This window comes from Cohaesibacter sp. ES.047, from assembly GCF_900215505.1.
Classification (GTDB): Bacteria; Pseudomonadota; Alphaproteobacteria; order Rhizobiales; family Cohaesibacteraceae; genus Cohaesibacter.
Map to the genome: position 1 here is coordinate 1402842 of NZ_LT907844.1, position 24058 is coordinate 1426899.

Below are 24058 nucleotides of genomic sequence, written 5' to 3' on the forward strand. Positions count from 1 at the left end.
GATCGAGGCATCGGCCTCAGCTTGGATGGGTGCGAATGGCGCAGCGTGAATGCAAGACTAGGATAGTCTGTCGCGAAACTCTTCGTAGGGGAAGCGGCGGATGATCTCTAGTTCATCGCTTTCGGAATCCCAAAGGGCAATCGAGGGCAGTCTCACACCATTGAAGGTGTTGGTCTTGACCATGGAATAGTGGGCTTGATCGAGAAATGCAATGCGCTGGCCGATCTCGGGCGTGTCTTTAAAGCGATAATCGCCAATGACGTCGCCTGCAAGGCAGGATGGACCACCCAGACGCAAGACCTTGCTCTGATCGGCTCCGTCATCGGGTTCGCCAAGCAGGGCCGGACGGTAGGGGGCTTCGATCACATCGGGCATGTGGCAGGTGGCCGAGATGTCCATGATGGCCAAATCCACCTCGCCATTGCGGGCCACATCGAGCACTTCGCCGACAAGAATTCCGGCATCAAGCGCGACCGCCTCACCCGGCTCGAGGTAGATCTCGATGTCGTATTTCTGCTTGATTGTCTTGAGGAAAGCGACAAGCTCGTCGCGTTGATAGTCGGGGCGGGTGATGTGGTGCCCACCGCCGAAGTTGAGCCACTTCAGTTTTTTCAGCCAAGGCGCAATCTTGTCCTCAATTGCCTCGAAGGTGCGTTTGAGCGGCAGGAAATCCTGTTCACACAGGGTATGCATATGCAGACCAGAGATGGCGTCGATATCCGCATCGGTCAGTTGACTGATCGGGGTGCCGAGGCGAGAGCCGGCGGCGCAAGGATCATATTTGGGGATCGAGCCTTCGGAATGCTCGGGGTTGATGCGCAAGCCGAAATCGGGCGCGTAGCCCCATTTGCGTGCGGCCTCAATGAGCGGGGCGAAGCGGGCAAGCTGGGCCGGGCTGTTGAAGATCAGATGGTCGGACAGCTCAAGGATCTCTGGCAGTTCATCGGCCTTGAAGCCAGCGGAATAGGTCGCAAGCTCTCCGCCGAATTTCTCGCGCGCCAGCTTTGCCTCCCACAGGCCCGAGGCGCAGGTGCCGTCGAGATACTCAGCGATCAGATCGCCGAGCGACCAGCAGGAAAAGGCCTTGAGGGCCAACAGCACCTTGACGTCTGCGTCCTTGCCGACTTGCGACAGGATGGACAGGTTGCGCCGGATCGCGGCCTTGTCGATGACAAAGCAGGGGGAGGGAACGCGGGCAAGGTCGAAGTCCTTGAAGGCACCGGCATCCCCTGCCTGTGTTTCCATGATGGGCGCATCGGTCATTGAACAACTCCCGGGTCGGGTCGCAAAGGGGCAAATCAGATTGGGAAGCCCCCGAGAAGGGGGCTTTCGTGTTTGGTTCACGATGGTCTTTGTGTGGTGCCATCATGTCGCGTTTGCAGAACAAACGCTTTTAGAAGTCGAGCGGCTTGTCGAGATCGACGGCTTGCCATGGCAGGCCGTGCTTGTTGAGCATGTCCATGAAGGGATCAGGATCCATCTGTTCCATGTTGAAGACGCCTTTGCCGGACCAGTCGCCCTTGAGCATCAAGGCTGCACCGATCATGGCAGGCACACCGGTGGTGTAGGACACCGCCTGCGAGCCAACCTCGGCGAAGCATTCTTCATGATCGCAAATGTTGTAGACATAGACGGTTTTGTCCTTGCCGTCTTTCTCACCGGTCATGATGTTGCCGATGCAGGTCTTGCCTTTGGTGGTTTTTCCCAGATCGCCGGGGTTGGGCAGGACAGCCTTCAAAAACTGCAGCGGGATGATTTCCTTGCCCTCATAGATGACCGGATCAATGCGGGTCATGCCGACATTCTGCAGCACTTCCAAATGTTTGATATAGGCATCGCCAAAGGTCATCCAGAAGCGGGCGCGCTTGATCTCGGGCAGATGCTTGACGATGCTTTCCAGCTCCTCGTGGTACATCTGGTACATGTTCTTCTCGCCAACGGCGGGGAAGTCATAGGGCTGTTTGTTGGACATGGCCGGGGTCGTCACCCATTCGCCATTTTCCCAGTGATGCACCGGGGCCGTTACTTCGCGGATGTTGATTTCCGGGTTGAAGTTGGTGGCAAAATGCTGGCCATGGTCGCCGCCATTGCAGTCGAGAATGTCGAGGGTTTCGATGCGGTCAAGCAGATGCTTCTTGGCATGGGCGGTGTAGACATTGGTCACGCCGGGATCAAAGCCCGAGCCGAGCAGGGCCATCAGGCCTGCTTCCTCGAAGCGCTGCTGGTAGGCCCACTGCCAGCTATATTCGAATTTTGCAACGTCGCGCGGCTCATAGTTGGCCGTGTCGAGATAGTTGACGCCGGATTTGAGGCACGCATCCATGATGTTGAGGTCCTGATAGGGCAGGGCCACGTTGACCACCAGCGAAACGCCAAGAGTATCGATGAGGGCCGCGGTTGCTTCGACATCGTCGGCATCGACTTCGGCAGTCTTGATGGTGACGCCGGTGCGTTCCTTAACGGAGGCTGCGATTTCGTCGCATTTGAACTTGCGGCGTGAGGCCAGCGTGATGTCGCCGAACAGCTCGGAGAGCTGGGCCATCTTGTGGACCACGACAGAGCCGACGCCACCAGCGCCGATAACCAGAATCTTGTTCATCTCAGTGTTCCTTCTCCTGAAAGGGCCTTTGCAGCCTGTGTCGCAGGACGCTCAACAACAACAGTCGAGAGCGGATTGTTCTTGTTTTTGATTTCTAGAGAGCAGACAGAATCTCTTCTGACCGCGTCCAGAGAATTGCACTTCCCTCGGAGGGAATTCTGCTAAGCGTTGCGGACGGCAGGCGCTCCGCCAGCGTTTCCCCGAAATCGGGTGCGTGAACCGGGCTGATGTCGCGCAGGCCATACCAGAGCTGAACCGGGCAGGGCATCTCTTCGACATCGAAGGTCCATGGTGCCATTGCAAGGACCGTGTCTTGCGCATAGCCGACAGGGCCCTGACAAAAGCCATCCTCAAGGGATTGACGATAGCGGGGGGCAAAATCGGGAGCCATGTAGAAGGCGCGATCCTGATCGCTGCTCATGGTCTCGATCATTTGCATCAGCCAGTCCGGGGTCGCAGATTTTTCGATTTCATCCTGAAGTGCATCGGGCTTGTTCGTCGCCAGATCCACCATGGATGCCACGGGGGCGGGCAACTGGCTTATGACCTTCGGGTGAGACAATTCATCCTGCCCGGAGACGATCGTGACGGACGACGCGATGCCAGCCGCGCCCAGCGCCAAGGCAAACGGGGCGCCTTGCGAAAAGCCGATGGTCTTGACGCTGGATACACCAAGATGATCGAGCAGGTGCGCAATGTCACTTTGCCACGAAGTAAAGCTCTTGCCTTCGTCCGGGTCGGACCCGCCAAGCCCGGGACGATCCACCGAGATCATCCTGAGGCCTTGCGCAGAGCAAACATCCTCGCCAAATGGCAACAGACCGGCCATCCCGGCGCCGGGGCAATAGAGGACGGGCGCGCCGTCTTCCTTGCCCCATTCGTGCCAGGCGAGGTGTCGTTCATCGGGTGTTTGCAGTCTTGGCATTCATTGCCCCTGATGTCAGTGTTCGAAATAGGTGTAGCCGTTCAGGCTTTCCTTGAAAGCGTTCATCATGGTCTTGCGCTCCTTGAGGGTCAGCGCTTTGCGTGAAACGGCCTCCTCAACCATGGCCTTGAAGTTGTTGGACAAAGCCAGCGGGTCATATTCAACATAACGTAGAACCTCGGCAATGGTATCCCCCTCGACCTCATGAATAAGGTTGAAGTCGCCACTGTCTGCGATCTCAATGGTTGCCACATTGGTGTCGCCGAACAGGTTGTGCAAGTCACCCAGCGTTTCCTGATAGGCACCGACAAAGAAGACGGCCAGATAATATTGCTCGTCCTTTGACAGTTCATGCACCGGTAGCGATTGGGAGATCCCGTCGGTCAGCACGAACCTGTCAACCTTGCCGTCGCTGTCGCAGGTGATGTCCGACAGGATAGCGCGGCGGGTCGGGGTTTCATTCAGGCGCTGGATCGGGATGATCGGGTGCAACTGGTCAATGGCCCAGACGTCGGGCAGAGACTGGAACAGCGAAAAGTTGGCGTGGTAGATGTCGGCAGTGGAATCAAGAGCGGTCAGCACGTCTTCGGATATCCACTCATCGGTCTCAGCCGCCTTGCGCATGCGATTGATCAGGTTGAGATAGAGTTTCTCCGCTTTTGCCAGATCGCGCAGCCCGACTTCACCCCGTCCGAAATTGCGCCGGACTTCATCGCGGTAGAAGGTGACATCGTTGAGACATTCCTGCAGGCGCGAAGCCGTAAGATAGTTTTCCACGTCGCGCATGTCGCGCAGGGAACGGCTATCATCGTCGGTCACTTCGACATCGTCCGCTTCATCGAAATGGGTCACATCGAGAATGTTGAACAACAGCATGGAGCTGTAGGCAACAGTCGCGCGGCCACTTTCGGTGACAATGGTCGGATGTGTCTCGCCGGCATCGTCCATGGTGTTCTTCACCGCTTCGACGATGTTCCAGCAATATTCGTCGATGGTGTAGTTGATGGAGTTTTCGGTCGACTTGTGCTCGCCGGTATAGTCGATGCCCAGACCACCGCCCAGATCGATATAACTGAGCGGCGCCCCTTCCTTGCGCAGTTCGACAAAGAAGCGGCAGGCCTCTGCGGTCGAACGGCGGACATCAAGAATGTCCGGCACCTGACTGCCCAGATGGAAATGCTGCAATTGCAGACAATCAAGGAATCCTTCGTCCCTGAGGCGGTCGATCACATGCAGCACATCGGGTGCAGACAAGCCAAAGGCTGAACGGTCCCCGGACGAGGAGGCCCAGTTGCCCGTGATGCGGTTGTTGAGCTTGATGCGGATGCCCAGCTGTGGCCTGATATTGAGCTTTTTGGATTGCTCAAGCACCAGATCGAGCTCCGAGGTACTCTCCAGAACAATGATCGTGTTGAAGCCGAGATTGTTGGACAACAGGGCGAGATTGATGAACTCGCTGTCCTTGATGCCGTTGCAGATCAACAGGGCTTCGCGCGAAAGGCGCTGGCCAAGGGCAATGATGAGCTCCGGTTTGGAGCCGACTTCGAGACCGAAATGATGGGGTGAGCCATATTCGACGATTTTCTCGATCACGTGGGCCTGCTGGTTGACCTTGACTGGAAAGACGCCACGATAGTCGTTCTTGTACTCCAGCTCATTGATGGCCGTGCGGAAACTGTTGTTGATCCGTTCGATCTGGTTCTTGAGACTGTTGGCGACGCGCAACAGGATCGGCGAGGCAATGCCCCGTTCCTCCAGCGAGTGCAGTATGGACGTCAGATCGGTCGTCGCTTCACCCTTTTCGTGGTTGGTGATCAGCCCGATGTTGCCATTGTCGAGAACCGTAAAACGGCCTTCGCCCCAGCGCTCAATTCCGTAGATGGCTCCGGGTGCCTCTTCTTCGATGAAGCTCACGCGTATTCCCTCTAGTCAATCCGGCCTATCAAGCCGGTCCAATCGGATGCATTCGCACCCTGTTCAAAGGTGTGCATATGGCGGAACAAGCCAACTGTTGCAAGGGAAAACTCAACTCGAAACGCAATTGAGATCAATGTCTTTTCCCTTGGTGACAATAATGCGGTTCGCTCTTGACGACGAACTCTGTTCAGCGGCCCCAAAGTTGGCTATTTTTGGCTGGTCATGTCCAGACATGACCAACTTTTCAGTCTCGAAAACTACACTCGAAAATCACAACAAGAGTAAGACAGGTCACCGGAGGTTCTCAATGGGCTATTTAAAACAATTCCCGAGCAAGGATGGATATTTTGGCGAATTTGGCGGGGCATTTCTGCCGCCCGAGCTTGAGCCGCACTTCAAGGAAATCGCCCAAGCCTACGAGCGCCTTGCGGTCGACGCCTCATATATCAATGAATTGCGGTATATTCGAGAGCATTTTCAGGGACGCCCGACCCCGGTGCAACATGCCAAGAATATTTCGGAAAAACTGGGCGGTGCCCAGATCTATCTCAAGCGCGAAGATCTCAATCACACCGGGGCACACAAGCTCAACCACTGCATGGGCGAGGCGCTGCTCGCCAAGTTCATGGGCAAGAAGAAGCTGATCGCCGAGACTGGCGCTGGCCAGCACGGCGTTGCACTGGCAACCGCTGCCTCCTACTTCGGGATGGAGTGCGAGATTCACATGGGCGAAGTGGATATCGCGAAGGAGCATCCCAACGTGATCCGCATGAAGCTTCTCGGGGCTGAGGTGGTTCCGGTCAGCTTTGGCGCCAAGACCCTCAAGGAAGCCGTGGACAGCGCGTTCCAGTCCTATCTGGGACAGGCCGATTCCGCGATCTATGCCATTGGTTCCGTGGTTGGACCGCACCCCTTCCCCAAAATGGTGCGCGACTTCCAGTCGGTGGTCGGCTTTGAGGCGCGCGACCAGTTTGCGGCAATGACCGGCAACGATCCGGATCACGTGGTTGCCTGCGTTGGCGGTGGATCAAACGCCATGGGCATCTTCTCGGGCTTCCTTGATAACGATGCGGTAAAGCTTCATGGTGTCGAGCCGCATGGCTCGGGGACCGAGCTTGGCAAGCATGCTGCGACCATCACCTACGGCAAGCCGGGCATGATCCACGGCTTCAAGTGCATGTTGCTCTCCGATGAAGACGGCAACCCGGCACCGGTGCATTCGATTGCATCCGGCCTTGACTATCCCGGCGTTGGTCCCGAGCATTCTTACCTTTCGTCCATCGGCAAGGTAGCCTACGGCTCGGCCAGCGATCAGGAAACGCTCGATGCCTTCTTTGCGCTCAGTAAATATGAGGGCATCATCCCCGCGCTCGAAAGCTCACACGCGGTGGCCTATGCCATGAAGATGGCCAAGGAACTGCCGGGTGAAGCCATTCTGGTCAATCTGTCCGGTCGCGGTGACAAGGACATCGACTATGTCACCGAAAAGTTCGGCTATGGTGAGGATTTTGAGCTCTAGGCTCTTCAAGCCTCTTTGCTCAAGCTGTGTGGTTGAAGACAAAAAGGGCAGCGGCTTTCCGGTCGCTGTCCTTTTTGTCTGCTCAGCCATTTGGTTCAGCTTTTTGTGTTCGCGCCTTTTCGTTTTGTGCGTATATCATGCAAATTTTGAAAGAAATGGTATTGTCAGGACTTCGCCTGATGGTTTAAACAGGGTCGGACCCTGTGCTCATGTCCGCCTCATCGGATGAAGAGCGCCGGACGAAATATTGGTTTGACCGACCGACCAGACTTTCCCTCAAAGGATTTACCATGCCAGATTATCGTTCCAAGACTTCGACCCATGGCCGCAACATGGCGGGCGCCCGCGCTCTATGGCGCGCGACCGGTGTTGGCAACAAGGACTTTGGCAAGCCGATTATCGCGGTGGTGAACTCCTTTACCCAGTTTGTACCCGGCCATGTGCACCTGAAGGATCTGGGCCAGATGGTTGCCCGCGAAATCGAGGCTGCGGGTGGTATCGCCAAGGAATTCAACACCATAGCGGTTGATGACGGCATTGCCATGGGCCACGACGGGATGCTCTATTCGCTGCCATCTCGCGAGATCATCGCAGATTCCGTTGAATATATGGCCAATGCCCATTGTGCCGATGCGCTCGTGTGCATTTCCAACTGCGACAAGATCACACCGGGCATGATGATGGCCGCTATGCGCCTCAACATTCCTGCGGTTTTCGTCTCCGGCGGGCCGATGGAAGCAGGCCGCAGCGAAGGGATTGATCACGGGCTTGATCTGGTTGATGCCATTGTTATGGGCACCGATCCGAACGTCAGTGACGAGATGGTTGCCAAGGTGGAAGAAGCGGCCTGTCCGACCTGTGGGTCCTGTTCGGGCATGTTCACGGCCAACTCCATGAACTGCCTTGCCGAAGCTCTGGGGATTGCTCTGCCGGGTAACGGCACCATCGTTGCCACCCATGCTGACCGCAAGGAACTGTTCCTTGAAGCGGCCAGAACGTCCGTCGAGCTATGCAAGCGTTACTATGTCGAGGAAGACGAAAGCGTTCTGCCGCGCAACATTGCCACCTTCGAGGCGTTTGAGAATGCCATGACCCTCGACATCGCCATGGGCGGGTCGACCAACACGGTTCTGCATCTGTTGGCGATTGCGCTTGAGGGCGAAGTCAATTTCACCATGTCCGATATCGACCGTCTGTCGCGCAATGTGCCGTCGGTTTGCAAACTGGCACCGATGACGCAAAAGTATCACATCGAAAACTGCCATCAGGCTGGTGGCATCTTCGGCATTCTGGGCGAGCTTGACCGGGCTGGTCTCATTCATCGCGATTGCAGCACGGTTCATCTTCCGACCCTTGGTGAGGCTATCGATACCTATGACATCATGCGCTCGCCTTCCAAACAGGTTGAGGATCTCTACAAGGCCGCGCCCGGCGGCGTACGCACCACGGAAGCCTTCTCTCAGGCCAAGCGCTTTGCCGAGCTCGACAGGAACCGGGAGACCGGCTGTATCCGCAACAAGGAAAACGCCTACAGTCAGGATGGCGGGCTTGCTGTCCTGTCCGGCAACATTGCACTAGATGGCTGCATCGTGAAGACCGCTGGCGTTGACGAGAGTATCCTCAAATTCTCAGGTCCGGCCCGGATCTTTGAAAGTCAGGATGCTGCGGTCAAGGCGATCACCACCAAGAAGGTGGTTGCAGGGGATGTGGTCGTCATCCGCTATGAAGGGCCACGTGGCGGTCCGGGTATGCAGGAAATGCTCTATCCGACCTCCTATCTCAAGGCCATGGGTCTTGGCAAGGAATGCGCTCTCATCACCGATGGTCGGTTCTCGGGCGGCACGTCCGGCCTGTCCATCGGGCATGTGTCGCCAGAAGCCGCATCAGGCGGCGCGATTGGTCTGATCGAAGAAGGCGATACGGTCGAAATCGACATCCCGAACCGTTCCATCAATGTTGCCGTCAGTGATGCGGATCTTGAGTCCCGCCGGGCCGTGATGGTGGCCAAGGGCGATGCTGCCTGGAAGCCGGAAGAAAAACGCGACCGTATCGTGTCGCGCTCGCTGGAAGCTTACGGACTGATGGCAACTTCGGCGGACAAGGGAGCCGTGCGCGACCTGAAAGGACTTCGCCGCGTCGAGGGCTAGAGCCTTTTGCTCAAGTCTTTGTTTTGGCGTGTATCTTCTGGCCGAAACCCGTTCACATGGTTCGGAGATGTACTTCTGACCTGTTGCCGTCCTTTTTTGTCTCTGCCAAAAACTTGGCAAATCTGTATCAATACCCGTTGCGATGGCGACGGGTATTTTTCTGGTTAAGGACAAAAGAATAAAATTGAGCAAAATGCGGTATCATTTGCTACAATACTTGTATTGTTGTGCCTTGATGGGTCAACTTGGTATTCTCGATGAGGTTGGGACACGGGCAGGAGAAGGCATATGAAAAGAAATTTCTTTATATCGGCAATTGTTGTTGGGTTCATCATGACGAGCATCAGCAGTCAGGTGCGTGCGGACGGTGGTGAATTCGTCGCAGGGGCGTTGATCGGCGGGGCCGTTGGGTTCATTGCTGGCAATGCGAACAAGAAAAAGCATCGTCGGACCACAAAACGGCACCGTCATTCGCTCAGTGCTGCTCAGCGGCAGAACAACCGCGAGGTGCAGAACCGCCTCAATTATCTGGGGTACAATGCCGGGGTTGCTGATGGGGTGCTGGGGCGTCGCTCAAAGACTGCCATCTCACGCTTTCAGTCTGATGCAGGCTATGCGCCCAATGGCTATCTGACGCCGGAACAGACCGGTATTCTGTTCTCTGCCGCGTTTGAAAATCAGCATTTCGGGGTCACCAGCGGTCAGGGGCAGACCACGTCCTACAATGCTGCCAATGAGAACGAGATGTTCGGCGATCCGGACGTGGATGTGCAGGAAGTCTCTGTCGATCAGGGCATCGATACGATGGTGGATGACAGCCCCGAGGGTGAGCCAATGTCGGCCGCCAATACGTCTCTTAAATTTGCCAATGGCAATCCCGGCTTCTTTGGCATTCAGCTCGGTCAGAGCTATCCGTCGGCCAAGGATGTGCTGGACAAGAATGGCTTCAATCTTTGCACTGGTGAAGGCGAGTTCATCACCTGCACGAGTGATGACAACGGTGTTTCCCGCCGTCTCAAGCTGGCGCGGGGTATGGGTGTCGAAAGTCAGCCGATCTACATGATGGATCTGGAAACCAAGCTGGCGGTCGATGTGGATCAATCCGTCATCGAGAACAAGCTTGCTGATTCCTATCCCGAACTGACGGCTGCGCCGAATAAGGTGATCAGTGACAACGCCAGCTGTGCCATGGAAATGGCCGATATCGATAATGTCGTGTCTTTCGAGGAGCGGCTCGAGATCGTGCGCAATAGAGCACAATCCAATTCCGACTGGCTCAAGACGACGCTTGATACCTGTTCTCTGTTCTACAAGGCCGATGTGTCACCGAACGGCAATGGCTACACGATCCGCGTCGCCATGTTCAAGGGCTCGTATCTGAAGAATGAGCTTGCCGTGATGGACAACAAGAAAATCGATCAGGTCAACAGCGCCCTCAAATTCTAGAGCGCGTGCATTGCCCGTTCGTCAGAGCATCATCAGCGCCCGGTCGTTTTGAAACGCGGCCGGGCGTTTTGCTGCCCCTTTCGCCCCAATCAATCGATGCACCTTAGTCAACCGGGGTCAGGCAGAGGCGGACGAAGGAGAAATTGGAGTCCGTGAAGACCAGATGGGCCGTGCGGTTGGCATAGAGCAAGCGCCCGTCCGCATGGATGGTGCCCGAGATGGAATAGGTGTGGGCGCGCCTGATCTCCTCCCTGTCATAGGGGATGCCGAACCGCATGGGCAGGCGTTTTGCCTTGAGAATGGTGCGTTTTGAAAGCGTGACAGAGCGGCAGTCACCCAGCGATATGTCGAGAAGCCGCAACTCCAGCATGGCGCCTTTGGGCAGGCGAACCACACCTGAGGTGTAGACCTCGCCATGCAACTGGCTGTTCACCAGACTTTCGAACAGATTGCCTTCCGGCTCGCTGCCATAAGGAGATGGGAACGGACCTATGGGAAGGTCGGCCTTTTTCAGATCTTCATAGGCTAGGGTCATCAATGTCTCCTCAGTCGGGTCAGTCGCTCTTTATCCTCACTCCAGTCTGAACAGCGATTGCGGCGGCAATGGTCTGTGAAATTGGGTCATTTCGGGGAATTTTTGTGGCGAGGAGGGTAGGGGGGGAGAGATGAGGGATCAGAAGCGGACCTTTGGAGACCTTCAACAGGGGCGACTTCGAAGAAGCCAGCTTCCCCATTCCTGACATTCGATTGAAGCGCACCATTTTTAATTGGCGGACAGTTCATGTTGCTGGAGGCTTTGGCGTAATTAACGCAATAATCTACATTTACGACGTCACAACGTATCGGTAGTGTTATGAAATTAGGCTGGGTGGGTTTAGGCAAATGTTCGGGCTATTCCCGCCATTTTTCCAAGCTCGTCTCGGCGAGTGAAAGTTCTTCGTCATTCAGAAGTCCCCGATAAAAGGCTATGGCCACTGCCCGAGTGCGCGAGTTGAAGAGCGGCGTGTCCTCATTGGGGTTGGCTTGTTCGACACCAAGCTTCTGGTACAGCTGCTTGAGGCGGCCCTGAACAGAGCGGGTGGAAATGCCCCGCCGTTGCGAAATGGATTTGTCTGTCAGACCCACCGCAATATCGAGCAGTACTTCAAACTCGGTGTTGGACAAGCCCTGATGCACGTCGAGTGCCCGCTCCTGTACACCGCGCACCTCGCGGTCAACGATGCACTGATCTTCAACAAAAATGCCGATGATGGCATGGCCAAGTCTCTGGGCTGACGCCGTTTTAAGCACGTAGCCATAGACTGCTTGTCTTGGTACGATGCGCGAAATCCCCCGAACATAGGCCTCGTCTGAATAATTGGACCAGAAAAGAATTCGCATGTCGGCGTGTTTTTCCCAGATCCGAGAGGCCGCAGTAATGCCGCTCACCTCTGGCATCTGCACGTCCATCACCACTCCATCAACATCATGGGTCCGGGCGATGTCGACGGCAGCCTGTCCGCCATCCGCTTCATAGACATGATCGCAATCGGGTAGATAGCGGCGAACGGTCTCCAACAGGAAAGACCGATGCAGCGGATCATCTTCCGCAATCAAAATATTCATACGGTCTCCTCAGGTCTGGGCTCGGATGGTTGGGGGACGCTGGTTTCTGCAATGCTGATCGTTGCTCTCGGTATCCTTAGGATCGTCCGGCTGCCGACGCTGGTTGGATTGCGTTCAAAGTCCAGAGTTGCCCCGATCAGGGATGCTCGAACACGCATATTATCAACCCCACGGCTGGAACGTCGCCAGCCATCCGGGGGAGATATGCCATCGTTTGAAACTGTAATGTTGACTTCCTCGTCCGACTGGGTGATGGCAATCTCGATTGCGCTGCAACCCGAATGCTTGACCGCGTTGGTCACTGCTTCCTGAACGATGCGGAAGGTGGCAAGCTGCAAACCATATTCGGCCTGGTCGAGCAGTTTTCCGGTTTGATTGAGCACGGATGTCGCGATGAAACGTTTTGCCCCTTGAGTGGATCGGGTAAGTTGCGCTTCAATGGCTTGAGTCACGCCGAAAAGGTCAAGAACCCCCGGCTTTGCATTTTCGATAATCTTGCGCAGCTCGTTGGTGCAGCGGGAAATGGAGTTGGACAAGTCGACCAATTCGCTCTTTGTGCAGACGCCGTCGTCAGCGATGCGGGAAATCTGCCGGTAGATGGCCGACAGATCTGCAAGGGTTTGATCATGCAGTTCCATGCCGAGACGTTGCCGTTCCGCTTCCATTGCTTCGGTGAGATTCTGGGCGCCGATCCTGAGATTTTTCTCCCGGCCGAGCGCGGCCCCCTCCGCACGCTCCGAACTTTTGGCCCGGTCCGACATGTTGAGCGCGTAAAAGTAAGGCGCAATCAGATCGGCAATATTCTGCGCGATCCGGGCGTCTTCATCATTATAGGCATTGCGTTCGTGCGAGGAGAAACTGATGACCCCAATCACGCCGCCATGTACCACCATGGGTACATGGATTCGACTGCGCAGATTGGCGTCGAAGATCGGAGCATCATCAGCACCGTCAAAATGAAAGCGAGGATCTTCCCAGGCGTCCCCGGTCACAAGAAGCGCACTCTCTCCCGCGAGCAACTGACGCACAGGTGCGAGAGCATTGGGGCGTTCCTTGCCATTGCGGTTCCATATCGTCTCTACGCCCGTTTCCACGGCGAAATGCTTGGATTTGTCGTCTGATACGATGACCGCAACATCGAGATGATTATAGTCGAGGAGCTTTGATTTGACCGCGCCGGCAATTCGGTTGAGTGCTTTTTGAAAGTCCAGCTCTCCGGCTATGGCTCGAGAGATCGCCAGATAATGGTCTAACTCTCTTATCTCACGTCTGCTCATGCTCTTGGGGCCTCCGGGTTCTACGCTATGCCACGGCATGTCGTTCGCCAAGAGATTTCAACAAGCTTTACCGAAATGATCCGCACCATCTTTTGCGGATATCCGCAACGAGTGCCGCGCTTCACTGAAGAGCGAAGCGGTATCTGCACATATCGATAAGCCCCCCGGGGGCTTAACCTTGCTGATGAAGGATTCCAGATGGTGGGCCCATCTTTGCGCAATGATGTGCTGTTGGATCAAGTCATGTGTCAAGCAAATACCAAAACCGATGCTCAACATACCTCATTGCGGCGCAATGATTTGGATGCTCATGATCTGTGCCGGACCTATGGAACTTCTGAGCCTCCCAAGCTCTTGCGCCGCATAGAGAAAGGGCCTCTGTCCTTTCTCTATTCGGACGCCGCAATCCGGCAGATCGAGTGGCATGGCGTGGAGATCGTCCGAGCCATTGCCTGGCCAATCCGGGATACCAGCTGGGGCACCTATTCTCCGGAGATTGTCGACGTCAATCTCGTCGAGTCGGACGACAAGGTCTCCGGCCAATTGATGCAGTCAATTGACGATGGTCGGCTCTTTAGCGAAATGTATTTCGAGGCGTCCGCAGATGGCGAGATGATCGCGCAGTTGACGCTGACCCCGGTCAGTGGCGACTTCACTACCAACCGGGCGGGCCTGACGATCCTGCATCCGATCAGTGACCTCGCTGGCGCGCCGGTGCGCCTCACCCATCCAGATGGCTCTGAGGAACAGCTGAGCTTCCCGCAGGACATCTCGCCCAGTCAGCCCCTGATGGATATCGCTGGGCTCGCCTATGATGTGGGGTCAGTTGAAGTCGACATTGCTTTTGAAGGCGAGGTTTTCGAGATGGAAGACCAGCGCAACTGGTCCGACGCTTCTTTCAAGACCTATTGCGTCCCGCTCAAGCACCCCTTCACATATGCGCTTGACCACGCGATCACGCAAACCATACGGATCAAGATGAAAGGGAAGCCGAAACGGACCTCCGCGAATGCGGCCTCCGGGGCGGTATCAATCGAGAGAACCGCTCGCGCTACACCGGCAATCGGGATTGCACTGGAGGAAGGATGGGAAGCCGAGCCTTGCGCTCTTGAGGCGGTGCGCAAATGCGGGGCCTCTCATATCCTGGTTCGCTACGCATCCCATTCCAGTGATGCCTATCTCGCTTATGTATCGGCGCTCGCAACAGACCTTGGTGCGGCCATCGATATCGAGAATATTCTTGACGCGGACGAGCTGGATGAAACTGCATTGCAGGCCGTTGCGGCAAAACTGGAGGCAAAGGGCATCGATCCGTCTCACGTCATTGCCATACCGCGCGCCTATCTTTCCAGCCATCAGCCGAGCGGCCCATGGCCCTCTGGCCCGACCCCCAACGACATCCTGCCAATGGTTCGGGCAGCTTTCCCCAAAGCTGCCATCGGCGGAGGCATGCTAACCAACTTCACGGAAATGAACCGCTGTCGGCCAGATCCTAAGATCTGTGATTACGTCACCCATGGCAGCACGGCCATTGTCCATGCCAGTGACGACATATCCGTCATCGAGACACTCGAAGCCCTGCCCCAGATTTTCCGCAGCGCAGAACGCATCGGAGATGGCAGTGCCTATCGGCTGGGGCTCGTCTCAATCGCCATGCGCTCGAACCCTTATGGCGAGTCAATTGCTGAGAACCCGGCCCAGATCCGCGAGACCATGGCCCGGGAAGATCCCCGCCATCGCGGGCTGTTTGGGGCTGCATGGGCCGTCGGCGCCCTCGCCGCCACGGCGCAGTCCGGCGTAAAGGCCCTGTGCCTTTCTGCCCCGGTCGGCCCATTCGGTATGGCCTATCAGCGGCAGCCGTATACGCAGTCCGGTTATGACGATGGCCTCGGCGCGGTCTATCCGATCTTTCATGTCATCCGCTTTGCAGCTGGTCTCAAGGATCAAGACCGTCTGCTTCTTTCAGGTCTGGGCGAAGGACTTGTTGGCTATGGAGCGGATTGCCGCAATGAGGACCACTTGATGATCGCCAACCTTTCCAGCCGGTCTCGGAGTGTGGAGTTTGAGCATGCGGGCCAGTTCCGGATTCTTGACGCTAACAGCTTCGACGAGGCCGTGAGTGATGCCGACTGGTTGCAACGATCCGAGGCGGAAAAAGGACACAAGATTGATCTGAAACCCTTCGCAATCGCTTTTGTGACAACGAATAAGTAGAGACAGGACTTGCGGAGAGACACGAACCGAATAGAACCTGCGCCTCGCGTCAAGATCTTGCGGACTACCGCAATAGAAGCTGTGATGTTCCGCGCCAGATAAAGGACTTTGGGCCTGCCTGGTCCCGTGGGAAAGGACTAGATTGCCTTTAGAATGAGGATTTTCTCGCTTTTAGAGTGAAATCTCAGGTAAGAAACTTTGCGAAAAATTGGAGGATGTTTGCAATGTTTAAATCTCTAACCAAGGGTGCAGCGCTTGTTGCACTTCTCGCGGCAGGCGCGCTTTCGCCAACCCTGTCCTTTGCTGCTGACCAGAAGCCTGCGCCGACCGTCGCCCTCAGCAACGCCTTTCTTGGCAATGCCTGGCGCCGTTCGATGATAACCGCGTTTGAGGAAGCGGCGACACAGGCAGAGAAAGACGGATTGATCAAATCATTCCAGATTTCCAACGCACCCGGAGAGAACTCGGCAACCGAGCAGATCGCTCAGCTGAAGGCATTGCTTCTCGACCAGCCAGATATCCTGCTGGTGAACCCGGCTTCCCCGACCGCTCTCAACCCGACGCTACAGCAGGCCTGCAATCAGGGCACCGTCGTTGCGGTGTTTGACAGCTCGACCGACCTTGAATGTGCCTATGTGGTCACCAACAGTTTCAGTGACTGGGCCCGCCTGTCCACTCAGGCCATCATCGATGGCATCGGCGGCAAGGGCAACGTCGTGCTCGCCCGCGGAGTTCAGGGCTCGCCTCCCGAAATCGAGATGTATAAAGTCCAGTCCCAGATGTTCAAGGACAATCCTGACGTGAATGTCGTCGCGGAACTCTTCACCTTCTGCGACAGCGCCAAGGCACAGGAAGCGCTCCTTGGGACCATCGCCAGCCTTCCCGAAGTAGACGGTGTTGTCGGCTGTGGCGAAGGTCTCGGGACTATTCAGGCCTTTCAGACCGCAGGGCGCGAAGCCCCGGTCGTAGCCTTTGCACCAAGTGGCCGCGCGCTCAAGTTCTGGGGTGAAGGCAACGGAGCATCTGGATCAGTCGCTGTCATGTCCGATCCGGGCCAGGGCGTTGCAGCCCTCTTCACAGCCATCAACATCTATCATGGCCAGAAAGTGCCTCGCACCACCATCTTCCCACCCGTTGTCGTGAGTGACGAAGCGCGCGACGAATGGATCAAGGTGGTCGATGATGACGAGATCGCCGCCTGGCAGTGGACCAAGGAACTGGTTGATGCCCAGTTGAAAGCCAACATTGAAGGCACGGTCAAAGACGCACCGCTGCCACCGGTTCCAGTCAGAAACTAAAAAGCCCCGCAGCACTGTAGATGCGACTGGCGCCGATGCGTGTGCCAGTCGCACTCACTCATTGATTGTGATGAAGATGGTGAAGATGGCGAACAACACAAATGCCAAAAAACTCTTGGTCCGGGTCGAGAATTTGATCAAGACCTATGGCCCCACCGTCGCCCTGTCGGGTGTCAACCTTATGATGCCCCCTGGAGAAGTCCTTGGCATCGTCGGACACAACGGAGCCGGTAAAAGTACTTTGATGCGCGCTCTTTGCGGGATTGAAAACCCCACGTCTGGCGTGGTCGAAATCAACGGTCAGGCAAAACGCAAAAAGAACGGTTTCCGCGGCGTTCGCATGTCGTTTCAGGAAGGCTCTCTGGCGCTCGAGTTGATGGTCAAGGAAAATATCTTGCTTTCAAGCGTGCAATGGATGCCGAAATGGCGTTGGCACAAGCCAGCAGCTGACCTCGTGATGGAGCGCCTTGACGAAATTTTCCCCGATCACACCATTGCAGCGACCGACTTTGTCGATGATCTGCCCTTGGCGGACCGACAGATGGTCGAGATTTCGCGGGCAACCATTACGGATGATCTCAGCTTGCTCATCCTTGACGAGCCGACAGAATCTCTCAGCGGTTCCGCAGTGGACTATCTCTATGACTATGTGCGCAAGCTACGCTCAGAGGGCATGGGCATCATTCTGGTGTCGCATCGTCTCAGCGAAATTCTGTCGGTTTCTGACCGGGTCGCTGTCATGAAGGATGGCGCCATCGTGTCGGTCCATACCGCACGCGACGTTACCGAGCGCGATCTGTTCATGGCAATGGGTGGCGAGGTCACCAAAGTTCAGGAAGCATCGCGCACTCAGAGCCTTGATGATGACAGGCCCTTCTCGGTTCGCGTTCCGATGCAGGATGTCAATGGACGGCCAGCCGAGCTCTACGCCAAGAAAGGCGATGTGATCGGCCTTGCTGGAATCGTCGGGCAGGGACAACAGGACGTTCTGAGCCGACTTTGGCGGCGACGCAACGATGATGTGACCGTGAGCGCAAAGGGCATTGCCTATGTGCCGGGTGACCGGCAACGGTTTGGCATCTTCCCGCTCTGGGATGTGGCCGCCAACCTGATCATCTCCGCTCAGTCGGGGCTGGCCAAAAATGGTGTTCGGCAGGTCGACAAGGAAAAGGCGCTCGTAACCAAATGGGTCGACATGTTGAAGATCCGCGGTGGTGCAAAAGCCCAGATTACCGGCCTGTCCGGCGGCAATCAGCAGAAGGTCATCGTCGCCCGAGCCTTTGCCTCCGAAGCTGACACAATCCTGCTCGATGATCCCTTCCGGGGCGTCGATATCCATACCAAGTCTGAGCTCTACCAACTGATCCGCAGCGAAGCCGAGAGGGGCCGTACGATCATCTGGTTCTCAAGCGAAAATTCCGAGATGCAGCATTGTGATCGGGCCTACGTCTTGCGCGCCGGGCGAGTGGCGGGCGAGTTGCAGGGCACCGACATCACGGACGAGCATATTATCGCGATGTCATTCGCAGAAGCTGAGGAGGCACGCGCATGACCGCAACACCTGTCACATCTCAACGGATGGTCCTGCCCAAGGGCTATCTGCGCCGGGTGCTGCCCGGCCTGCTCACCCTTTCAGCAATGTTCGCAATCCTGATTGTCTGCGGCATAATCCAGCCTCGCATCTGGTCGCAAGGAGGGTTGACGCTTATCCTTTCACCCATCGTGGCGCTTGCCATTGCCTCCATGTCTCAGATGGTTATGATGAGCATCGGTGACATTGATCTTTCGATTGGCTTTTTCGTCGGCATGGTCACGGCCATCTCGGCGACCTTCCTGCGCGACACCCCGCTTCTGGGCGTGCTGGCGCTTGGAGGCAGCGTCCTTGCCTATACTTTGCTTGGAGCACTGGTCGAGCTGCGCTCCGTCCCGTCTCTGATAGCAACCCTTGGTGCCTCGTTCATCTGGCTCGGAGTGGGGCTGTTTATTCTACCCGTCCCCGGCGGCATGGCACCGGATTGGCTTTTTGCCTACGCAATGTGGTCTCCCCCGCTTGGCATCCCGACACCCCTGATCACGATGGTTGTCGCAACCGCCCTGACTTGGGTTGTGATGCAGAAGACCAGCCTCGGGGTCAGGTTCCGGGCGCTTGGCAGCAATCCTGTGGCGCTAGCACGGTCAAACGCAACCCTTCTTGGCACCCGCATGCTGGCCTACACCACGGTTGGTGTTCTGGGGGTCATGGCCGGAGTGACACTGACTGCAGAAATTGGGGCCGGTGATGTGAACGCTGTGCCTGGCTACACGCTGACCACGATTGCGGCCGTGATTCTGGGCGGAGGCATGTTCACCGGCGGCCGGGCGGTTGCCTGGGGGACGCTCTTTGGCGCGATCACCCTTGGACTCCTAACCGTTCTGCTCACGCTTTTGAAACTGTCATCCAACCTACAACCAGCGGTGCAAGCCTTTATCGTCATAGCGGTCCTCGCAGGGCGTCTCATTCTGGAGCGTAAAGTCAAATGAAGAAACTCTCTGAAATGACCATACCGCCTTGGACATGGTCCTTTGTCGCCGCCTTTATCGTGCTGGTTCTTACCCTGTTGGTTTCAAGCGGCAGCGGGTTCCAGACCCTGACACTCGCCTTCACCATTGCCCCCTATCTGGTACTTGTGGCTCTCGGCCAGATGCTGGTGATGAGTTCGGGGCCAGGCAACATCGACGTTTCGGTTGCCAAGGTCTTTTCCCTTGGCGGGCTGCTAGCGATCGCTGTCAGCGATGCGACGGGATCCTTCGTTCTTGGCCTTCTGGCCGCCATGGCCGCGGGCCTCGTTATGGCGTCGATCAGCGTTCTTGCCATTCTGGTGATCCGTATTCCGCCCATCGTGGCGACGCTTGCTACTAGCCTCATTGCGTCAGCCATCTCTTTGACTCTGGCAAATGGCTTTCAGGGGTCAGCTGACCCTGCCCTCAAGGCCTTTCTTGGGTGGGCACCCATGGGAATTCCCGCCTTTGCCGTCTTGGTGCTAATCTTCACCCTGTTCATCTCCTTCGTTCTGCGATCCACCGCATGGGGCACACGCATGCTAGCTTTCGGGCAGGCAAGGCGTGCGGCAGCATTCGCCGGAATCAGCACGACCAACATTCTTTTGGTGGTTTATCTCAGCTGCGGTATGCTTGCAGGACTTGCCGGAGCACTCCGCGCCTCTTTCTCGGCTCCAAACGTGGAACTCGGAAACGATTATCTGCTTGATTCCATCGCCGTCGTCGTGATCGGTGGCACGCTCATCACCGGCGGCCGGGCTGTGCCTGCCGGGGTCTGGGGCGGGGCGCTGTTCTTCATCCTGCTCGATGGCCTCCTCAATCTGATCGGCTGGAGTTTTGCCGGACAGAATGTTCTCAAGGGGTTCCTTGTGCTTGGGGTGCTGTTCCTTGCCGGCGGTGCTCCCATTCTGACTTCGCGGGCAAAGGCCGTAAAGCCACAGGGTGAACCAGAGGCAGAAGGCGGTAAAGCCGCAAAAGGAAAGCTCGAAGAGCAAACGCCGTGATCGCGACCTTCAAAGACCGGGTGGTCGGGCTTGATGGTCTCATCGAGCCCAGCGCGGCCCTCGACCAGGTTGCCACAGGATCCATCTGGTCCGAGGGACCTCTCTGGATCCCGGCCCGTAGCCGCTTGCGCTGGAGTGATATTCCCGGTGACCGGATCCGCGAATATGACCCGGCAACCGATAGCATTGCCGACTATGCCACCGGGGTTGAATTCACCAATGGCCGCACGCTCGATCTTGATGGCAGCGTCGTGCAATGCTCTCACGGGCGAAGGCGCATGGAGCGGGACCGGGACGGCATCGTTTCCAACATCGTCGACAGCTGGCGCAGTGTGCGTCTCAATTCTCCCAACGATGTGGTCATCGCGCCGGACGGCTCGATCTGGTTCACCGATCCTGCCTATGGCATCATCGAGGAACGGGAAGGCCATCCGGGAGAACGAGAATATGGTGATCATTATGTCTTTCGGTTCGATCAGAAAACTGGGAACCTTCTCCCCGTCGTCATCGACATTGAGGAACCCAACGGTCTTGCCTTTTCGCCCGATGGATCGCTCTTCTATGTCGCGGATTCATCATCGGTGCGCAAACAGCCGGGTGTCGGCAACAGCCACATCTGTGTCTATGACGTCAAGGATGGGATCCGTTGCAAGAATGGGCGGCTTTTTGTCCATATCGAAGAAGGTTTTCCCGATGGTATCAAGGTGGACGTGCATGGCAACGTTTGGTCTTCAAGCGAGATAGGTGTGATCGTCTTTAATCCCTCTGGGCAAGAGATTGGCAGGATCAACGTGCCTGAACTGACGGGCAACTTGTGCTTTGGTGGCGAGGATGGACGGGATCTTTATATCGCTGCAAACACCGGTATCTACCGGATCCAGACCCTTACAAACGACGCCTTCGCACATCGCCTGAAGTCCTGAGCAGAGGGTTATTCCCGTCGCAGCAATTAACGAGACTATGATGGCGCGGCTTCTTCATAAAAAAAGGTAAGATTCGGATGTCTAGCGAGACCTAGCTGGGAGCCCCTCACCCTCGTCAGGGCGGGGAGTTTGCTGCGCTGAACATGAAAGACAGCCTTACCGGAGTTCCCGCGATCGCTATACCGCGCGGCTATCTGCCGAAAATCAGGCAAAGCCAGTAGCCAGTAGCCAGTAGCCAGTAGCCAGTAGCCAGTGTAAGGATACGCCCAAAAACTGTTGGATAGCAACTTTGGCGGGCTGAAACTCAGCGTTCGCAACTTCGGGAAATGACGGCTTTCCGCCAATTCTGTTGAAAACAATGTGTTGCAGCGCAAAACGGAGGGCGATTTTAGGAGGCTGAACTCTCCCTCATGCCGGTGTTGGGAGCAACTTTGCCATCTTGCGCAGGTTCTGTGCTGTGGCTGCCAGTGTGAACTCATCTTTTGCGCCATTTGGGCCTCGAAGACGCAGTCTATTCAGCCCCATGATCTTCTTCATGTGAGCGAACAGTATCTCCACTTTGCGCCTTGCGCGTCTTGAGGCGATAAAGGCATCCGTATCTTCTAAATCTCGAGCGAAGTCTCGCGCTCCTTCATGGATCGATCTGGTGATGTGTCGGGTGGCAGTGTTTGGGCAGCATCTGGAACTTCAACGCGCAGTTTTGACAATCCGCTTTAGCAGCACGATATCGGATGTTTTCATCGTCCTTCGCCTTGGGCCGGATTGTCTGGAACTGTCGGCGACTGGGCAGAAAATCTTTGCCATCAGGGCAAATGTATCGGTCATTCTCGTAGTCGAATTTGAAGTCGGTCCTCGAGAATGTCTGGTCGAGCCGCAGCGTTCTGTCAAGAACCGGAACATGTGGTTCGATACCTTTTTCATGAACGAGCCACCCCAGCGTTTCGGCATTGCCATAAGCGCCATCACCGACAAAGCGTTCTGGATATATACCAAACTTCTCTTCAACACGATCAACCATATCCAGTGCGGCATTGACTTCCGCCTGCCGGATCGGCGCTGTTGTTTCAACGTCAACAATCACGGCATTATCCAGGTCCACCAGATAGTTGGTAGAATAGGCGAAGATCGAATAGGCCTTCTTTGCCCCGGTAAAGCGTGCAGCTGGATCAACGGGCGATAGCACCTTTGGCTTCACGGGCGTTGCCGCGCCGAAAGCGGCATCATCAAGGGTCTCGAAGTATTCTTCTGTTGCCCGCGTGATCCGTTCTGGCGTCCAATCTGATGCCTCAACTTTGTTCAGCCGCTTTGCATCAGCTTGCACGATAGACGCATCAACACCCAAAGCCTCTCCACCGACAAGCCCCTCTGCAATGCAGCGGGTCAACACCAGTTCGAAGAGGCGGCGGAAAAGATCACTATCCCGGAAGAGGCCATGTCTGTACTTGGAAAATGTCGAATGGTCGGGAACAGGATCCGTCAGATCCAACCGACAAAACCAACGATAAGCCAAGTTGAGATGAACCTCGTCGCAAAGACGCCGCTCGGAGCGAATGCCCATAATGTAGCCGACCAACAACATCCGGATCATCAGCTCTGGATCAATCCAAGGGCGGCCCTGGCTGCTGTAATAGGGAGCGAGGAAAAATCTGATTTCACTCAGGTCGAGAAAGTGATCGACCTTCCTGAGCAAGTGATCAGCAGGAACGTGATCTTCAATCGAAAACTCATAAAAGAGTGCTGCCTGCGCAACTTGCCTTGGCCCCATCCACTGGCCGGCAGGCGACGTTTGCATCGCTGAGAGGCATTCGCAAATCCCTCCTTTTCTTAAAAGGACTGAATCAGGACCAAGCGATTACTTCAATAGCGACTTTTTCAACACCATTCGCCCTTCCTTCTCCTACGCTATGCATCGCTGAAATTGTCGTTTCCTCTCTGCGTGGCGCCTGGCAACAGAGGCCCTTAAAGCATCTTTTCAGCGCCATCGAGCAGTAGCTCCAGCTTTCGTTTCCACCAGTTTTGCGGGTCGCTATTGATGATTTCACCGATGAACTCAACATGATGGGCGAGATCTGGAGTCTCTTTGGCCAACTCATCTAAGGAGGCTTGCAGAGACTGAGCCACCGTCATTCCATCCTTGATTGGCTCTGCCATATGCTCCCAGCCCAGAGAGGAGTCACTGGTCATATCCAGCACGCTGTCAACGAGCAATGCAGCATCGGCCAAGGAAAAACCGAACTGTTCCAGTTCTCGACAGCTTTGGGCAAAGACCCGAAGAATGGATGGCGGCATGCTGTCCATTCTCCGGATGATCGTCGCAAGCCCCGGATAGCGCCGGTAGAGAGCCCATGAGACTTCAGCGACATGGACTATAAAAGCGCGCCAATTGTTGGTCTTGATATACCAATCCGCTTGTGAGACTGCCAGATCGGCCGCGGCGATCAGAATGTCGTCGCGGTTCTTGATGTGACGATAGAGAGAGGAGTGGTCCACTCCCAGTGCCGAACCGATTGCCGAAAGGGTGACCTTGTCCAGACCGATTTCCAGCGCGGTTGCGGCAATGTCGTCGCGAGTGATGCGAGCGGGTCGTCCGACACTTGCCGTTTGGTTGCTCGGGTCTTTTTCCGTCACGGTGTGGTCTCTCTGTTC

17 protein-coding genes and 1 pseudogene are annotated in these 24058 nt (G+C 56.1%); 9 read left to right on the forward strand and 9 right to left on the reverse strand.

From position 1 onward, the window contains the following. Positions 1 to 57: 57 nt before the first annotated feature. The 4 genes from nspC to speA all read right to left on the reverse strand — a co-directional run bounded on the left by nspC (position 58) and on the right by speA (position 5438). The gene (nspC, locus tag CPH65_RS06335) at positions 58 to 1263 is read right to left on the reverse strand and encodes a carboxynorspermidine decarboxylase (RefSeq protein ID WP_197703964.1); all 1206 of its coding nucleotides are present in this window, start codon (positions 1261 to 1263) and stop codon (positions 58 to 60) included. A 130-nt stretch (positions 1264 to 1393) separates the two neighbouring features. After that, a complete protein-coding gene (locus tag CPH65_RS06340; protein ID WP_096172687.1) occupies positions 1394 to 2599 on the reverse strand; it encodes a saccharopine dehydrogenase family protein in 1206 nt (401 codons plus the stop codon). A gap of 94 nt (positions 2600 to 2693) precedes the next feature. Next, entirely contained in the window at positions 2694 to 3524 is an 831-nt protein-coding gene (locus CPH65_RS06345) for an alpha/beta fold hydrolase (protein ID WP_096172688.1), read from the reverse strand. Positions 3525 to 3539: 15 nt separating this feature from the next. After that, complete coding sequence (gene speA / locus CPH65_RS06350; protein ID WP_197703965.1) at positions 3540 to 5438, reverse strand: biosynthetic arginine decarboxylase; 1899 nt, start codon at positions 5436 to 5438, stop codon at positions 3540 to 3542. A 310-nt stretch (positions 5439 to 5748) separates the two neighbouring features. Here speA and trpB point away from each other — a divergent pair, with 310 nt between their 5' ends. The 3 genes from trpB (at position 5749) to CPH65_RS06365 (ending at position 10553) form a co-directional block, all read left to right on the forward strand. Further along, positions 5749 to 6960 carry a tryptophan synthase subunit beta gene (gene trpB / locus CPH65_RS06355; RefSeq protein WP_096172690.1) on the forward strand — a complete coding sequence of 404 codons (1212 nt, stop codon included), beginning with the start codon at positions 5749 to 5751 and terminating at the stop codon, positions 6958 to 6960. Positions 6961 to 7250: 290 nt separating this feature from the next. After that, complete coding sequence (ilvD, locus tag CPH65_RS06360) at positions 7251 to 9107, forward strand: dihydroxy-acid dehydratase (protein WP_096176266.1); 1857 nt, start codon at positions 7251 to 7253, stop codon at positions 9105 to 9107. Between the two features lie 288 nt (positions 9108 to 9395). After that, positions 9396 to 10553 carry a peptidoglycan-binding protein gene (locus CPH65_RS06365; protein ID WP_096172691.1) on the forward strand — a complete coding sequence of 386 codons (1158 nt, stop codon included), beginning with the start codon at positions 9396 to 9398 and terminating at the stop codon, positions 10551 to 10553. Between the two features lie 103 nt (positions 10554 to 10656). Here the strand turns inward: CPH65_RS06365 and CPH65_RS06370 are convergent, their stop codons facing one another. The 3 genes from CPH65_RS06370 to CPH65_RS06385 all read right to left on the reverse strand — a co-directional run bounded on the left by CPH65_RS06370 (position 10657) and on the right by CPH65_RS06385 (position 13435). Further along, positions 10657 to 11088, reverse strand: a complete 432-nt coding sequence (locus CPH65_RS06370) for a YbaY family lipoprotein (RefSeq protein WP_096172692.1) — start codon at positions 11086 to 11088, stop codon at positions 10657 to 10659. Positions 11089 to 11444: 356 nt separating this feature from the next. Beyond that, positions 11445 to 12158, reverse strand: coding sequence for a response regulator transcription factor (locus CPH65_RS06380; protein WP_096172695.1), 714 nt, complete (start codon positions 12156 to 12158; stop codon positions 11445 to 11447). Beyond that, positions 12155 to 13435: a GAF domain-containing sensor histidine kinase gene (locus CPH65_RS06385; protein WP_172891469.1), complete on the reverse strand. Its 1281-nt coding sequence runs from the start codon at positions 13433 to 13435 to the stop codon at positions 12155 to 12157. The genes CPH65_RS06380 and CPH65_RS06385 overlap by 4 nt, the downstream gene beginning before the upstream one ends. Positions 13436 to 13720: 285 nt before the next feature. Between CPH65_RS06385 and CPH65_RS06390 the strand changes: the two genes are divergently transcribed. The 6 genes from CPH65_RS06390 (at position 13721) to CPH65_RS06415 (ending at position 21412) form a co-directional block, all read left to right on the forward strand. Continuing rightward, positions 13721 to 15649, forward strand: a complete 1929-nt coding sequence (locus CPH65_RS06390; protein WP_157747541.1) for a hypothetical protein — start codon at positions 13721 to 13723, stop codon at positions 15647 to 15649. Positions 15650 to 15873: 224 nt separating this feature from the next. Next, positions 15874 to 16947, forward strand: a complete 1074-nt coding sequence (locus tag CPH65_RS06395; protein ID WP_157747542.1) for a substrate-binding domain-containing protein — start codon at positions 15874 to 15876, stop codon at positions 16945 to 16947. 85 nt (positions 16948 to 17032) lie between these two features. Beyond that, the gene (locus CPH65_RS06400; RefSeq protein WP_172891470.1) at positions 17033 to 18499 is read left to right on the forward strand and encodes an ATP-binding cassette domain-containing protein; all 1467 of its coding nucleotides are present in this window, start codon (positions 17033 to 17035) and stop codon (positions 18497 to 18499) included. Then, on the forward strand, positions 18496 to 19467 hold the full coding sequence (locus CPH65_RS06405) for an ABC transporter permease (RefSeq protein WP_197703966.1): 972 nt from the start codon (positions 18496 to 18498) through the stop codon (positions 19465 to 19467). The genes CPH65_RS06400 and CPH65_RS06405 overlap by 4 nt, the downstream gene beginning before the upstream one ends. Further along, positions 19464 to 20489: an ABC transporter permease gene (locus CPH65_RS06410; protein ID WP_096172701.1), complete on the forward strand. Its 1026-nt coding sequence runs from the start codon at positions 19464 to 19466 to the stop codon at positions 20487 to 20489. Before CPH65_RS06405 ends, CPH65_RS06410 begins: the two co-directional genes overlap by 4 nt. Next, positions 20486 to 21412 carry an SMP-30/gluconolactonase/LRE family protein gene (locus CPH65_RS06415; RefSeq protein WP_197703967.1) on the forward strand — a complete coding sequence of 309 codons (927 nt, stop codon included), beginning with the start codon at positions 20486 to 20488 and terminating at the stop codon, positions 21410 to 21412. The genes CPH65_RS06410 and CPH65_RS06415 overlap by 4 nt, the downstream gene beginning before the upstream one ends. A 408-nt stretch (positions 21413 to 21820) precedes the next feature. Here the strand turns inward: CPH65_RS06415 and CPH65_RS06420 are convergent. After that, positions 21821 to 23177: pseudogene (locus CPH65_RS06420) on the reverse strand (transposase). Between the two features lie 194 nt (positions 23178 to 23371). Then, entirely contained in the window at positions 23372 to 24040 is a 669-nt protein-coding gene (locus tag CPH65_RS06425; protein ID WP_096172703.1) for a TetR/AcrR family transcriptional regulator, read from the reverse strand. Positions 24041 to 24058 lie beyond the last annotated feature (18 nt).

Excerpts from the sequence above, each read along its gene's own strand:
- nspC (WP_197703964.1), bottom strand. The coding sequence starts at position 1,263 with ATGACCGATGCGCCCATCATGGAAACACAGGCAGGGGATGCCGGTGCC.
- CPH65_RS06340 (WP_096172687.1), bottom strand. The coding sequence starts at position 2,599 with ATGAACAAGATTCTGGTTATCGGCGCTGGTGGCGTCGGCTCTGTCGTG.
- CPH65_RS06345 (WP_096172688.1), bottom strand. The coding sequence starts at position 3,524 with ATGCCAAGACTGCAAACACCCGATGAACGACACCTCGCCTGGCACGAA.
- trpB (WP_096172690.1), top strand. The coding sequence starts at position 5,749 with ATGGGCTATTTAAAACAATTCCCGAGCAAGGATGGATATTTTGGCGAA.
- ilvD (WP_096176266.1), top strand. The coding sequence starts at position 7,251 with ATGCCAGATTATCGTTCCAAGACTTCGACCCATGGCCGCAACATGGCG.
- CPH65_RS06365 (WP_096172691.1), top strand. The coding sequence starts at position 9,396 with ATGAAAAGAAATTTCTTTATATCGGCAATTGTTGTTGGGTTCATCATG.
- CPH65_RS06370 (WP_096172692.1), bottom strand. The coding sequence starts at position 11,088 with ATGACCCTAGCCTATGAAGATCTGAAAAAGGCCGACCTTCCCATAGGT.
- CPH65_RS06380 (WP_096172695.1), bottom strand. The coding sequence starts at position 12,158 with ATGAATATTTTGATTGCGGAAGATGATCCGCTGCATCGGTCTTTCCTG.
- CPH65_RS06385 (WP_172891469.1), bottom strand. The coding sequence starts at position 13,435 with ATGAGCAGACGTGAGATAAGAGAGTTAGACCATTATCTGGCGATCTCT.
- CPH65_RS06395 (WP_157747542.1), top strand. The coding sequence starts at position 15,874 with ATGTTTAAATCTCTAACCAAGGGTGCAGCGCTTGTTGCACTTCTCGCG.
- CPH65_RS06400 (WP_172891470.1), top strand. The coding sequence starts at position 17,033 with ATGGCGAACAACACAAATGCCAAAAAACTCTTGGTCCGGGTCGAGAAT.
- CPH65_RS06405 (WP_197703966.1), top strand. The coding sequence starts at position 18,496 with ATGACCGCAACACCTGTCACATCTCAACGGATGGTCCTGCCCAAGGGC.
- CPH65_RS06410 (WP_096172701.1), top strand. The coding sequence starts at position 19,464 with ATGAAGAAACTCTCTGAAATGACCATACCGCCTTGGACATGGTCCTTT.